This window comes from Aeromonas sp. DNP9 (genome assembly GCF_001728955.1).
Taxonomy (GTDB): Bacteria; Pseudomonadota; Gammaproteobacteria; order Enterobacterales; family Aeromonadaceae; genus Aeromonas; species Aeromonas veronii.
This window is the reverse complement of the sequence record NZ_LYSQ01000001.1, coordinates 117,809-131,957: the sequence shown is the minus strand read 5'-3', so window position 1 is coordinate 131,957 and position 14,149 is coordinate 117,809. Positions and strand designations below refer to the sequence as shown.

Genomic DNA, 14,149 nt, shown 5'->3' with positions numbered 1-14,149 from the left:
GATGGCGTATAGCAGTGGTGTGACTACACGCCACAGAGCAGAGAGCAGAGAGCAGAGAGCAGAGCTTGAGTATCCCCCCTCTTGCCCACAGATAAAAAAACGGCTCCATCAAGGAGCCGTTTTCAATGGGTTGTGCAGTGCAGATTACTCGACGGTCGCTTCCACACTGGTGAAGTACTCGATCTTAGCCGCTTTGCGCAGCTCGTCGATCAGAGACTTGTAATCCACCTGGGCTTTGCCCTGACCCAGCTGAGCTTGCAGCATGGCAGCCATACCGGATACGGCGGCAGGGACGTTGACCTTGTCCAGCGCAACCACAACGCGGTCACCATTGGTCTCGGCAACCAGAGCCACGCTCGGCTTGCCGTCGACCGGATGAGGCAGTGTGAACGCCTGGGCAATCAGGTTCTGATCCAGCTCGCGATCGAAGCGGGCAACCCCTTTGTGGGTCTCCACTTTCAGACCCAGTGCAGTCAGATCAGCGGTGATGCTCTCACCGACCTTCAGCTTGTCTAGCAGGCCCTGGGCCTTGCCACGGGCCACTTCGCTGGCCTTGTCATGCTTGATGGCGGCAATCACCTGCTCTTTCACCTCGGCCAGCGGCTTGACCGCTTTGGGCTTGTGACCAGTGATGTGCAGCACCAGCGCCTTGCCGTCAGCCAGCTCGATCACGTCGGAGTTGGTGTTGTCATCGCGCAGCTGTTCGGAGAACGCCACGGAGAGCACCTTGGGATCGTTCAGCGGAGCCGGAGCAGTCGCCTGGGTGAAGAAATCGGAAGATTGGACCTTCATCCCCATGGCATCAGCGGTCAGATCCAGCGAGTCCGGGTTTTCGAAGCTGTTGTCAGCCATCTTCTGCTGCTCGGCGAAGAATTTCTCCTTGGCCTTGTCAGCTTGCAGACGAGTGATGGTCTCTTCTTTCACATCGGCAAACGGCTTGGTCTGGGCTGCTTCAACCCCCAGCAGCTTGATGATGTGGAAACCGAACGGGCTCTTCACCACGCCGGAGAGATCGCCAGCCTTGTTCAGGGCGAACGCGGCTTTCTCGAAGGCCGGATCCATCACCCCTTTCTCGAACCAGTCCAGCTCGCCGCCTTTTTTGGCAGAGAAGGTATCGGAAGAGTCAGCCTTGGCCAGCGCAGCGAAATCATCACCCACCTTGGCTTTGGCCAGCACGGCTTCTGCTTTCTGCTCGGCCGCTTTCTCGTCCTTGCCAAACGGGATCAGGATATGAGCCACGTGGCGACGCTCGGCACGCTGGAACAGATCCTGGTGCTGATCGTAGTAATCCTGGGCATCCTGCTCGGTGACCTTGATATCCTTGGCGAGGTTGGCAGCGTCCAGCAGCAGATAGTCGACCTTGACCTGCTCATCGTTCATGAAACGGGCGCCATTGGTCTTGTAGTACTGCTCGAGCTCGTTGTCGGAGACCTGAACGTCAGCCATGTAGTTGGCAGCAGCCAGACGCACCAGACGCAGATCGCGAGTCTGGTTATAGAGCTTGTCGAGCTGCTCCGCTTCACCCTTGAGGGAGAATTCGGTGCCCAGCAGGGCGCTCATCAACTGTTGACGCACCATGTCCTGACGCAGGGAGTCACGGAACATTTCGGGAGTCATGCCAGCACGACGGATCAGTTGCAGATAGCGGTCATTGTTGAACTTGCCGTTCTCGGCAAACTCCGGCATGGCCACGATGGCTTGCTTGATCTGTTCGTCACTGATACGCAGACCCAGTTCACGGGCCTTGCTGTCCAGCAGCGCCTGATCGATCAGGCGATCCAGCACACCGCGACGGAACTGTTTCATGTAATCGGGGTTCGCGGCCAGCTGGCTGAATGCCTCTCCCATCTGGGATTCCATGCGGGCGCGCTCGTTACGATAGGCATTTTCCAGTGCCGCAGCACTGATCTCGGTGCCATTGACGGTGGCGGGGGCGGTACGGGCCGGGCCGTTCAGGTAACTACCTACACCAGCCAAGGCAAAGGAGAGGATGATCAGGCCCAAGATAACCTTGGCTACCTTGCCCTGCGCCCCTTCGCGTAGTTTATCCAACATCATGTTTGTACTTATGCTCCCGAACTCGATGGGCGTAAACAATAAAAAGGCGCACCGATTGCGATGCGCCTTGGTCAATCAGTATGAGAGAAGACTCTCTAACTTGTCTGGTCTGCGACCAAGGACGGTAGCCGACGGATATCAGCGACCGACTTAGTTAACAGCGTCTTTCAGGGCCTTACCGGCTTTGAAGGCAGGAACTTTACCAGCAGCGATTTCGATGGTCGCGCCAGTCTGCGGGTTACGGCCTGAACGGGCAGCACGCTCGCGTACAGCGAAAGTACCGAAACCAACCAGAGCAACCTGGTCACCCTCTTTCAGCGCTTCACCAACAGCATCAATGAAGGCATCCAACGCACGGCCAGCGGCAGCTTTGGAGATATCGGCACCGTCTGCAATCTTGTCAATCAGTTGAGATTTATTCACTCTTATATTCCCCTTTTATCAAACACCGCTGCGGCGCTGATTTCCCTGGCCACAACAAGTGGAGGTTTTATAGCAAGCCTCCTGATCAGTTGCAAGTGACAATCTGGCGCAAACCCGCGCCACACAACGCATTGCGACTCATCACGAGTACCCGATCGGTGGTCAAGGCTACTTCCGTTATCGGGCGCATGCAAGCCTTAACCACCCGCCGAATGCGCCAAATTTGCGGCGCATCAACATTTACACGACAGAAACGCGCTCAAACCCCTGTGGATTGTCCTGCAACGCCAATTCCAGCACCTCGTCAATCCAGCGAACCGGATAAATTTCAAGGTCGTGTTTGACGTTTGCCGGGATCTCCTCAAGGTCACGCTCGTTCTCTTTCGGAATAAGCACTCGCTTGATGCCGCCACGGTGGGCTGCCAGCAACTTCTCCTTGAGACCACCGATGGGCAGCACTTCGCCGCGCAAGGTGATCTCCCCTGTCATCGCCACATCAGCACGAACCGGATTACCGGTCAAGCTGGAGACCAGGGCGGTACACATGGCGATACCGGCGCTCGGACCATCTTTCGGGGTTGCCCCTTCCGGTACGTGCACGTGGATATCGCGCTTCTCGTAGAAGTCGGCGTTGATGCGCAGCTTCTCGGCACGGGCCCGTACGACCGTCATGGCCGCCTGGATGGACTCCTGCATCACATCACCGAGAGAGCCGGTATAAGTGAGCTTGCCCTTGCCCGGCATGTTGGTGGTCTCGATGGTGAGCAGATCGCCCCCCACTTCGGTCCACGCCAGACCACACACCTGACCCACCTGGTTCTGGTCGGTGGCCTTGCCGTAATCGAAACGCTGCACCCCGAGGAACTCCTTGAGGTTCTCCTGATTGACCTGAACATGCTTGATGCTCTTGTCCAGCAGGATACGCTTGACCGCCTTGCGACAAATCTTGGAGATCTCGCGCTCCAGACTCCGCACCCCCGCCTCGCGGGTGTAGTAGCGGATCACCCCGACCAGTGCCGAATCCTCGATGGTGATCTCGGAGGCTTTCAGGCCGTTGCGCTGGATCTGCTTGGCAACCAGATGCTGCTTGGCAATGTTGAGCTTCTCGTCTTCGGTGTAACCGGAGAGACGGATCACTTCCATCCGGTCCAACAACGGACCCGGGATGTTCATGGAGTTGGATGTGGCCACGAACATCACGTCCGACAGGTCATAATCCACTTCCAGGTAGTGATCGTTGAAGCTGTTGTTCTGCTCCGGATCCAGCACTTCCAGCAAGGCGGATGCGGGATCGCCACGCATGTCCGAGCTCATCTTATCGATCTCGTCGAGCAGGAACAGCGGGTTCTTCACGCCGACTTTCGCCATCTTCTGGATGAGTTTGCCGGGCATGGAACCGATATAGGTACGGCGGTGACCGCGGATCTCCGCTTCGTCACGCACTCCACCCAAGGCCATCCGCACATATTTGCGGCCCGTCGCCTTGGCAATGGATTGGCCCAGCGAGGTCTTGCCCACACCGGGAGGCCCAACCAGACAGAGGATAGGGCCCTTGAGCTTGTTCACCCGTGCCTGTACCGCCAGATATTCGAGGATGCGATCCTTGACCTTCTCGAGGCCATAGTGATCGGCGTCCAGCACCTCTTGCGCCTTGCCAAGGTCTTTCTTGACCTTGGATCGCGCCTTCCACGGCACCTGTACCATCCAGTCCACATAGCTGCGAACCACGGTAGCCTCGGCGGACATGGGAGACATCATCTTCAGCTTGGCAAGCTCGGCCTGGGCCTTTTCACGGGCATCTTCCGGCATGCCAGCCTCTTCAATCTTGCGATTGAGGGCTTCAAACTCATCCGGGCTATCTTCCAGCTCACCCAGCTCTTTCTGGATGGCCTTCATCTGCTCGTTGAGGTAATACTCGCGCTGGCTCTTTTCCATCTGCTTCTTGACGCGAGTACGGATGCGCTTCTCGACCTGCAGCAGGTCAATTTCCGACTCCATCATCGCCATCAGGAATTCGATGCGCTCGGAAACCGAGACGATCTCCAGCACCTTCTGCTTGTCTTCCAGCTTGAGCGGCATGTGGGCCGCCATGGTGTCAGCCAGACGCGCAGCATCGTCGATCGCCGAGATCGAGGTCAGTACCTCAGGCGGGATCTTCTTGTTGAGCTTGATATAGCCTTCAAACTGGCCGATGGCGGAGCGAACCAGTACTTCCTGATCCTTCTCCTCAATGGCTTGGGAGGGGATGTACTGAGCCTCGCAGACAAAGAAATCCTTGTCGTCGATCATCCGCTCCAGGCGGGCACGCTGCCCCCCCTCTACCAGCACCTTGACGGTGCCATCCGGCAGCTTGAGCATCTGCAGAATATTGGCCACTGTCCCGACGGTGAAGATCTCCTCCACAGTCGGCTCGTCGGTTGACGCATCCTTCTGGGCCACCAGCAGAACTTTCTTGTCCTGCTCCATGGCCGCTTCCAGACAGCGAATGGATTTTTCCCGCCCCACAAAGAGTGGAATGACCATGTGGGGATAAACCACCACGTCACGAAGAGGCAGGACGGGAATCTCGATGCGTTCTGAACGCTCTAGGTTCATATATGTCCTCTCGGCTTGTTATACCGTTGGCAAAGCGCTTGGCTGAGTATATGGGGGCGCTGAGATGAGATTCAATCGCCGAAACCGTAAAAAGCATGAAAGGGGCAAAAAGCCCCTTCCATTTGATTAAAAATCAGACATTTACTCTGATGCAGCAGCCTGGGTTTCGGGATTTTCGTAGATCATCAAGGGCGCAGAGTCCCCTTTGATCACGGTCTCGTCGATCACCACCTTGCTGACCCCTTCCAGAGAAGGCAGGTCATACATGGTATCCAGCAGCACGGCTTCCACGATGGAACGCAGACCACGAGCACCGGTTTTACGCTCCATCGCCTTGCGGGCAATGGCGTTGAGTGCGTCGTCACGGAACTCCAGCTCAACCCCTTCCAGATCGAACAACGCAGCGTACTGTTTGGTCAGCGCGTTTTTCGGCTCTTTCAGGATCTGGATAAGGGCAGACTCGTCCAGCTCGGTCAGGGTCGCGACCACCGGCAGGCGGCCGATGAACTCGGGGATCAGACCATATTTGATCAGATCTTCCGGCTCTACCTTGGCGAAGGTCTCGCTCAGGGTGGCCTTGGCATCCTTGGATTTCACCTCGGCGCCAAAACCGATACCGGTTCCCTTCACGGAACGCTGCTCGATCACCTTGTCCAGACCGGCAAAGGCACCGCCACAGATGAAGAGGATCTTGGAGGTATCAACCTGCAAGAACTCCTGCTGCGGGTGCTTGCGACCACCTTGCGGCGGTACGGAAGCGATGGTCCCTTCGATCAGCTTGAGCAGTGCCTGCTGTACCCCTTCCCCGGAGACATCGCGGGTGATGGAGGGGTTGTCCGACTTGCGAGAGATCTTGTCGATCTCGTCGATATAGACGATGCCACGCTGGGCCTTCTCTACGTCGTAGTCGCACTTTTGCAGCAGCTTCTGGATGATGTTCTCCACGTCCTCGCCCACATAACCGGCTTCGGTCAGAGTGGTCGCATCGGCCATGGTAAACGGCACATCCAGCAGACGAGCCAGGGTCTCAGCCAGCAGGGTCTTGCCGCTACCGGTCGGGCCAATCAGCAGGATGTTGGATTTTCCGAGCTCCACACCACTGTTTTCGCCGCTGTTGCGCAGACGCTTGTAGTGGTTGTAGACGGCAACGGCCAACACCTTCTTGGCGTACTCCTGCCCGATCACATAGTCATCGAGATGAGCGCGGATCTGATGAGGGGTCGGCAGCTCGTTACCATCGCGCTTGGGAGAGATCTCTCGGATCTCTTCGCGGATGATGTCGTTGCACAGCTCGACACACTCATCACATATGTAGACGGAAGGGCCAGCGATCAGCTTGCGCACTTCATGCTGGCTTTTGCCGCAAAAAGAGCAGTAGAGCAGCTTATCACCCTCACCCTTGCGTTTTTCTGTCATTCAGCAACCTCGTTTTATCAATAGAGGATGGATCGGCCTGTTGAGTTTACAACAGACCGGGACACCCTGCTCAGCTACGCTGGCTCAGGACACCGTCTACCAGACCATAGGCCACGGCCTGCTCGGCGGACATGAAGTTGTCACGATCGGTGTCACGCTCGATGGTAGCCATGTCCTGACCGGTATGGAACGCCAGGCGCTCGTTCAGGGTATTTTTGATCTTCAGGATCTCCTGGGCGTGGATCTGGATATCAGATGCCTGACCCTGGAAGCCACCCAGCGGCTGGTGGATCATCACACGGGCATTCGGCAGGCAGAAACGCTTGCCCTTGGCACCGCCAGCCAGCAGGAAGGCACCCATGGAGCAGGCCTGACCCATGCAGACGGTGCTGACATCCGGCTTGATGAACTGCATGGTGTCATAGATAGACATGCCCGCAGTCACCGAGCCACCCGGTGAGTTGATGTAGATATAGATGTCCTTGTCCGGATTCTCGGACTCGAGGAACAGCAGTTGGGCAACCACCAGATTGGCCATGTGATCTTCAACCTGACCGGTCAGGAAGATCACCCGCTCTTTCAGCAGACGGGAGTAAATATCGTAGGAACGTTCACCCTTGGCAGTCTGTTCGACCACGATGGGGACCAGCGCATTGCTGGGAGAATCGGTCATATCGTTATAGTTCTTGTACATAAGGCATTGTCCCTAAAATAAAATGGCCCGAGTGGAGATCACACGAGCCATTATACTTAACAGTCTTGACCTTAAGTCAAATGTTCTTAGGCAGCGGCGCCAGACTTGTTGATCACTTCGTCAAAGGCAACTTCTTTTTCGGTCACTTGCGCTTTGGACAGGATCAGGTCGATGGCTTGATCTTCTACTGCCAGGTTACGAACGCCGTTCAGCATCTGTTCGTTCTTCTGGTAGTACTCGATCACTTCCTTCGGATCTTCGTAGGCAGTCGCCATGGACTCGATGATGCTGTTTACGCGGGCATCGTCAGCCTTGATCTCGTTGGTACGGATCACGTCACCCAGCAGCAGGCCTACGCGTACACGACGCTCGGCTTGAGCCTGGAACAGTTCAGCCGGCAGCTCGGGAGCATTGCCGCCCTGGAAGCCACCGAAGCGCTGCAGAGCCTGCTGACGCAGTGCGTCGATCTCTTGAGCAACAGCTGCTTTCGGCAGGTCGATTTGGTTGGCTTCAACCAGACCGTTCAGAACCTGCTCTTTCACGCTGTTTTTCAGGGCTTGAGCCAGTTCGCGTTCCATGTTCTTACGCACTTCGGCTTTCAGCTCTTCAACAGAACCGCTTTCGATACCGAAACGCTTCACGAACTCTTCGGTCAGCTCGGGCAGGATCTGCTCTTCAACCTTGATCAGCTTGGAAGCGAACTTGGCTTCTTTGCCTTTCAGGTTTTCAGCGTGGTAGTCAGCCGGGAAGGTCACTTCGATGGTGAACTCGTCGCCTGCTTTCTTGCCCATGATGGCGTCTTCGAAGCCCGGGATCATGCGGCCAGCGCCCAGCACCAGGTTGAAGCCTTCAGCTTTGCCACCATCGAACTCTTCACCGTCGATGGAACCGACGAAGTCCATGGTCACACGCATACCATTGGCAGCGGCAACATCGGCATCAGCCCAGGTAGCGTGCTGCTTGCGCAGGGTGTCGATCATGTTGGCCAGATCTTCATCCTTCACGGTCGCAACCGGCTTCTCGACCTTGATGGTCTCAAGACCTGCAACTTCGAACTCCGGATACACTTCGAAAGTGGCGGTGAATTCGAAATCCTGACCTTCTTTGATCTCTTTCGGATCCATGGTCGGGGCACCGGCCGGGCTCAGTTTGTTTTCGATGATGGCTTTGATGAAGTTGCTCTGCATCATTTCATCAGCAACGCGGGCGTGAGCCATGGCGCCGAACATCTTCTTGATGATGGCAACCGGAGCCTTGCCAGGACGGAAACCGTCGATGCGACGAGTTTTGGCCAGGCCATTCAATTCTTTACGCACAGCGGCGTCTACGGTAGCGGCCGGTACAGTGATGGTAAGACGGCGTTCCAGACCCTGGGTTGTCTCTACAGAAACTTGCATTCTTCTACCTCGTTCAACTCAGCACTGTGTGCTGACCCTTTATTGCCCCTGGGCAAAGCCCGGAGTCTTCCTGTTTATAAAGACAACGATATGTCTTTGTGATGAGAAAATATGACGCGGCATTATAGCGGCGCACTTTGGTCGAGTCGAGCCACACATCCCCCACATTGAGCGGCGTGCAAGCACAATTCGTGCAAAACTGCCCTTTATATGGGGAGAGAGGTGCCCGACTTCAACTATCCGATGGCAATAATTTTGCGTTTGCTCACCTTTTTTCATCCGAACGCCGCTTTATTGCCCATCTTTCGCCGAAAAACAGCCAACCGTTGCGGGCGGCGACTTAATTTGACCAGCCAAATGGCGATTGGGCCAATCAACCATTGCGTCCCTACCCCTCCCTCGTTATGGTGGCAACCAAATTGATGATCTGGAGTCACTCACATGGCCTTTTTCCGCTTCTTGTTCAATCTGCTCTGGTTTGTACTGGGAGGTGTCTTTATGGGACTGGCCTGGTGGCTGGCCGGTCTTGTCTGCTTTATCTCGCTGGTCGGCATCCCCTGGGGACGAGCCTGCTTCGTGATCGGCACCTTTACCTTCTTCCCGTTTGGCAAGCAGGCGGTCAATCGCAAGACCATGACTGGCCAGAGCGATATCGGCACCGGCACGCTGGGACTGATTGGCAACATCCTCTGGTTCGTGCTGATCGGTGTCTGGCTCGCCATCGGCCACATCGCTTCCGCGCTGGCCTGCTTCGTGACCATTATCGGTATCCCGTTCGGTATCCAGCATCTCAAGCTAGCACTCATCAGTCTGGCTCCTATCGGCCAGATGATTGTGACCAACCAGGAGGCGGAATCGGGCCGCTATATCCGCTAACGGCGGGAAATGCGCGGGCAGACGCTGCCCTGCAACGAAAAAAAGGGCAGACTAGGGTCTGCCCTTTTCTATTCTCTTTTGTTGAGGCCGTCATGTTACCCAGCCACTTTTTCGCCAATCTTGCCCGCATGAAACTCATCTACCGCTGGCCCCTGATGCGCAACATCCAGCCGGAAAACATCGCCGAGCACAGCCTGCAGGTCGCCATGGTGGCCCATGCCCTCGGCATCATCAAAAATCGACTGTTTGGCGGTAACGTGAATGCCGACCGCGCCGCCGTGATGGCCCTCTATCACGACAGCAGTGAGGTGCTGACCGGCGATCTACCCACCCCGGTCAAATACTTCAATCCCGAGATCGCCCGCGAGTACAAGAAGATAGAGCTGGCTGCCGAGCAGCGTCTGCTTGGCATGCTGCCGCCGGAACTGGTGGAGGACTTTCGCCCCCTGCTCGATTCGGCAGCCCAGGATGACGAGCTGGCTAGGCTGGTGAAAGATGCCGACACCCTCTGCGCCTATACCAAATGTCTGGAGGAGATCAACGCCGGCAACCGGGAGTTCGAACCGGCTCGCAAGCGCCTCGAGGCCATGCTGGCAGCCCGGATGAGCGATGAGATGCGCTACTTTATCGACACCTTCGTGGCCAGCTTCTCCCTGCCACTCGATGAGCTTAACGCTCACTAAGCCAGTCTACATGACCTGAAAAACAGAAGGGCCCGCCGGTTTGCACCGGCGGGCCCTTCGTTCTTTATTGCGCATTAGATGCAACGCATCAGTGACCCAGCTCGCGGGACGGTACCAGACCGCTCGCCCGCCAGGCGGGATAGAGTGTCGCCACCAGGCTCATCAGGATGGCGGCGCCCGTCACGATGAGCAGATCCTGCATATGCAACTCAGTCGGCAAAAAGTCGATAAAGTAGATATCCGGATTGAGGAAGCGGTGACCGATGAGCTTTTCGACAACGCTCAGGATCTGGGTCAGCTTGCTCGAAAGCAGCCCACCCAGCAGGGCACCGAGCAGGGCACCGGCCACGCCGTTGACCATCCCCTGAATGACGAAGGTAAGCCGGATCTGGCCGGGGCTCGCCCCCATGGTCTTCAGGATGGCAATCTCGCTGCGCTTCTCGTTCACCGCCATCACCAGGGTGGAGACGATGTTGAAGCAGGCGACAGCCACCACCATCAGCATCACCACATACATGACGGTACGCACCATCTGGATGTCCTGATAGAGGTAGCCTTGGCTGTTCATCCAGCTACGGATGTAAACATGATGGGGGAACTGCTGCGCGGCGGCTACCGTGATGGATTGCGCCTTGAGCACGTCGCTCACCCGCAGGCTGAAGCCCTCCACATCGCTGCCCATGCCGGTGATCCCTTGCGCATCGGCCAGATGCATAAAGCCGAGCAACCCGTCGAGCTGACCGCCGATCTCCAGCAGCCCCACCACGGTCAGGGCTTCGCGCCGGGGATTCTTGATCCCGGTCTGATCACCCCCTTGTGGCAACAACAAACCAAGAGTGTCGCCCACCTTGACGCCCAGTTTGTCGGCAATGGTCTTGCCAAGGATCACCCCACGCTCACCCGGTTGCAGCTCACGCAGGCCGCGGCCCGTCATGTATTTGCCCGCATCCGACAAATTGGCTTCCAGCTCCGGCAATACCGCGCGCAGTTGCACCCCCTTGAGGGCGGAGCCGTGCTCCAGCAGGCCATTGAGGCGAATGACCGGCGCTGCCGCCTCAACGCCCGGCTGAGCCAGCAGGTAGTCGCGCAGACGTGGCCAATCTGGCAGCGGCCGCTCAACGGCGTCCAGCTCACCTTGCGGCACCACGGAGAGCACTCGATCTTTAAGCTCCCGCTCGAAACCGTTCATGGCGGAGAGGCCCAGGATCAGCGCCATCACCCCGAGGGCAATACCGATCAGGGAAGAGGCAGAGATAAAGGCGATAAACCCGTTGCGACGGCGGGAGCGGCTGTAACGCAGGCCCAGAAAGAGGGGCAGCGGTTTGAACATCAGGCAACCTCCGCCATCACGCCGCTCACCAGGGTCACCCGGCGATGGAGCTTGGCCGCCAGGCTCAAGTCGTGGGTCACCACCACAAACGCAGTGCCCAGTTCACGGTTCAGTTCACACAGCAGTTCGTACACCGCGGTGGCACTGGCGTGATCCAGATTGCCGGTAGGTTCATCAGCCAGCACCAGACTCGGTTCGTTGACCAGCGCCCGGGCAATCGCCACCCGCTGGCGTTCGCCACCGGAGAGCTCGGAGGGGCGGTGGTTCAAGCGATGGGAGAGCCCCACCCGCCCCAGCATCTTGGTCGCCTTTTCGGTGGCAACCGCCACCGACTCACCGGCGATCAGCAGCGGCATGGCCGCATTTTCCAGCGCACTGAACTCGGAGAGCAGGTGGTGGAACTGGTAGACAAAGCCCAGCTCGCGGTTGCGAAACTTCGCCTGGGTACGGCTATCCCAACGGTGAATATCCTCCCCCTTGAACAGCACGGCGCCGCTGGAGGGGTTGTCCAGCGCCCCCATCAGATGCAGCAGAGTGGTCTTGCCGGAGCCGGAGCTCCCCACTACCGCCAGCATTTCACCGGGCGCAACGCAGAGATCGATCCCCTTGAGCACCTGAGTCTCCAGCTCCCCCTCTTTATAGACATGATTGAGCGCCTGGCAGCGCAGCAGAGGTTCACGGGATACGGCTTCATTCATAACAGGGGCTCCACTTGCCTCGGTAACAACGCTGGCACCCGCAACTACGGGGGCACCAGTCACAACAGAAGATGCATTATTCACGGCATTACTCATAACGCAGCGCCTCGGCCGGTTTCACCCGCGCAGCGCGGGCCGCCGGATAGAGGGTGGCACTGAAGCTCAGCAGCACGGCGCCCAGCAAGATGGTGATGACCTGAGCCGGCTCGACAATCACCGGCAGGCCACTGCCGCCCGCCGCCATATAGAGGTTGAGCCCCACCGCATTGAGCAGAGGGTTGAGACCCAGGGAGAGCGCAAGGCCTGCCAGTCCGCCAAACAGGGCGCCAATCACCCCGCTGGAGGCGCCAAGCACCATGAAGATTTTAACGATCCCTGATTCACTCATACCCATGGTGCGCAGGATGGCCACTTCGCCCTCCTTGTCCGTCACCACCATCACCAGCGCGGAGAGGATGTTGAAGGTAGCGACGGCGATGATCAGCACCAGCATCAGCCCCATCATCCGTTTTTCCATGGCGACCGCCTGGAACAGCTCGCCCCGCTCACGGCGCCAATCCTGCCAGACCAATCCGTCAGGCAACGGCGTCTTGATCACCTCGTCAGCCGCAAAGGGATCATCGAGCCAGAGGCGAATGCCACCGACGGTTTCTGGCGGCAGACGCAGCAAGCGCTGGGCATCCCCCAGGGCGATCAGCGCAATCTGGTTATCCACATCGGCGCCGACCCCGAAGATGCCGGAGACGGTAAAGAGGCGCTGGGCCGGTACCCGACCAAACGGAGTGAAGCGGGTCCCCTCGGTCAGGATCAGGCGAACCTGATCGCCGATGGAGACATTGAGGCGACGAGCCACCCCCTGCCCCAGCACGATGCGGTAGTGGCCGGCCTGCAGGGTATCGAGGCGCCCCCCCAGCATCTGGCTGTGGAGGATGTCATCCTTGGGCCACTTTGCAGGGTCGATCCCCTGCACGCTCACCCCGGTCAGCTGGCCGGGGCTTTGCAGCATCCCTTCGCTGTCGAGCATGGGGGCCGTGGCGACCACATGGGGTAAGTTGGCCAGATCCGGCAAGCCTTGCGGGTCTGCATCAATACGGCCAGCCTGATTGGTCACCACCACATGGGGGATCACCCCGAGGATGCGCCCTTTGAGCTGCCCTTCGAAACCGTTCATCACCGAAATGACCACCATCAGGGCGGCGACCCCGATGGCGATGCCAAAGGTAGAGAACAGGGAGATAAATGAGACGAAGCGATTGCTGCGCTTCGAGCCTGCATAACGCAGGCCGATGGCCAGCGAAAGGGGCTGAAAAAGTCCGGTCTTCAAGGATATGTACGTTGCCAACAAAATAAGATACCGGATAATAAAGGGAAACCGTCCATGACAACAAGGGATAGCCTCCATGCAGGAACAGTTCTTCAGCGTCACTCATGCCACGCCGGTCAATGTGATCCCCATGCCGGCCGACTTCCACCTCCCCTCGCTGGAGGAGCTGGACGCTGAGCTGCCGGAGCCCTTTCGGATCTCTTCGGCCATTACCTCCATCGATCTGGTGACCACTCGCCTGCTGCGCAACCAGAACGAGTCGATGCACGACCTGATCGAGATCGTCAATCAGCAGTCCCGCAAGATCGACATGATCATGGGCTATGTGCTCTCCCTGCAGGACCATCCGGAGCAGCGCTTTCACACCCTGCGCTTCGGGGCTGGCCAGCTCACCTACCTGCACCCCTATCATGATCACGGGGCTGCGCCGCACCTGCACCAGATAGTGCGCCTCAAGATCTTCCTGCGGGAAGAGGCGGCCGCCATCTACTGCTATGGCCAGGTCAAACAGCTCGACGGCGGTGAACATGGCACCCATGTGCAGCTCGACTATGTGCGGATCCGCGAAGATGACCGTGAACTGCTGGTTCGTGCCAGCCTCCACGTGCAATCGAAGCAGCTCAAGCTGCGCGCCCAAGAACGTCAGCGCTAACCA

The 14,149-nt window shown here is 57.9% G+C and carries 12 protein-coding genes; 3 read left to right on the top strand and 9 right to left on the bottom strand.

The window, feature by feature from the left end; all coding sequences use genetic code 11:
- Positions 1-144: 144 nt before the first annotated feature.
- The 6 genes from ppiD to tig all read right to left on the bottom strand — a co-directional run bounded on the left by ppiD (position 145) and on the right by tig (position 8,583).
- Positions 145-2,058 carry a peptidylprolyl isomerase gene (gene ppiD / locus A9G06_RS00550; protein ID WP_069553921.1) on the bottom strand — a complete coding sequence of 638 codons (1,914 nt, stop codon included), beginning with the start codon at positions 2,056-2,058 and terminating at the stop codon, positions 145-147.
- A gap of 150 nt (positions 2,059-2,208) precedes the next feature.
- Positions 2,209-2,481 (bottom strand): nucleoid-associated protein HU-beta, encoded by a 273-nt coding sequence (hupB, locus tag A9G06_RS00545; protein WP_005315375.1) that lies wholly within the window; start codon positions 2,479-2,481, stop codon positions 2,209-2,211.
- A gap of 240 nt (positions 2,482-2,721) precedes the next feature.
- A complete protein-coding gene (lon, locus tag A9G06_RS00540; RefSeq protein WP_069553920.1) occupies positions 2,722-5,076 on the bottom strand; it encodes an endopeptidase La in 2,355 nt (784 codons plus the stop codon).
- Positions 5,077-5,217: 141 nt separating this feature from the next.
- Positions 5,218-6,492, bottom strand: coding sequence for an ATP-dependent protease ATP-binding subunit ClpX (clpX, locus tag A9G06_RS00535; protein WP_005336977.1), 1,275 nt, complete (start codon positions 6,490-6,492; stop codon positions 5,218-5,220).
- A 70-nt stretch (positions 6,493-6,562) separates the two neighbouring features.
- Entirely contained in the window at positions 6,563-7,186 is a 624-nt protein-coding gene (gene clpP / locus A9G06_RS00530) for an ATP-dependent Clp endopeptidase proteolytic subunit ClpP (protein ID WP_005336979.1), read from the bottom strand.
- Between the two features lie 86 nt (positions 7,187-7,272).
- Positions 7,273-8,583 (bottom strand): trigger factor, encoded by a 1,311-nt coding sequence (gene tig, locus A9G06_RS00525; RefSeq protein ID WP_005336981.1) that lies wholly within the window; start codon positions 8,581-8,583, stop codon positions 7,273-7,275.
- Between the two features lie 441 nt (positions 8,584-9,024).
- Here tig and A9G06_RS00520 point away from each other — a divergent pair, with 441 nt between their 5' ends.
- Together A9G06_RS00520 and yfbR are read left to right on the top strand one after the other, a co-directional pair.
- Positions 9,025-9,459 (top strand): YccF domain-containing protein, encoded by a 435-nt coding sequence (locus A9G06_RS00520; protein WP_005336982.1) that lies wholly within the window; start codon positions 9,025-9,027, stop codon positions 9,457-9,459.
- A gap of 92 nt (positions 9,460-9,551) precedes the next feature.
- Positions 9,552-10,142: a 5'-deoxynucleotidase gene (gene yfbR / locus A9G06_RS00515; RefSeq protein ID WP_069553919.1), complete on the top strand. Its 591-nt coding sequence runs from the start codon at positions 9,552-9,554 to the stop codon at positions 10,140-10,142.
- Positions 10,143-10,230: 88 nt separating this feature from the next.
- Here the strand turns inward: yfbR and lolE are convergent, their stop codons facing one another.
- The 3 genes from lolE to A9G06_RS00500 form a co-directional block, all read right to left on the bottom strand.
- Positions 10,231-11,472 (bottom strand): lipoprotein-releasing ABC transporter permease subunit LolE, encoded by a 1,242-nt coding sequence (gene lolE / locus A9G06_RS00510; protein WP_069553918.1) that lies wholly within the window; start codon positions 11,470-11,472, stop codon positions 10,231-10,233.
- Entirely contained in the window at positions 11,472-12,170 is a 699-nt protein-coding gene (gene lolD, locus A9G06_RS00505; protein WP_069553917.1) for a lipoprotein-releasing ABC transporter ATP-binding protein LolD, read from the bottom strand. Before lolD ends, lolE begins: the two co-directional genes overlap by 1 nt.
- Positions 12,171-12,258: 88 nt before the next feature.
- Positions 12,259-13,494, bottom strand: a complete 1,236-nt coding sequence (locus tag A9G06_RS00500; protein ID WP_069553916.1) for a lipoprotein-releasing ABC transporter permease subunit — start codon at positions 13,492-13,494, stop codon at positions 12,259-12,261.
- Between the two features lie 76 nt (positions 13,495-13,570).
- Between A9G06_RS00500 and A9G06_RS00495 the strand changes: the two genes are divergently transcribed.
- Positions 13,571-14,146 carry a hypothetical protein gene (locus A9G06_RS00495; RefSeq protein ID WP_005336991.1) on the top strand — a complete coding sequence of 192 codons (576 nt, stop codon included), beginning with the start codon at positions 13,571-13,573 and terminating at the stop codon, positions 14,144-14,146.
- The last annotated feature ends 3 nt before the right edge of the window (positions 14,147-14,149 follow it).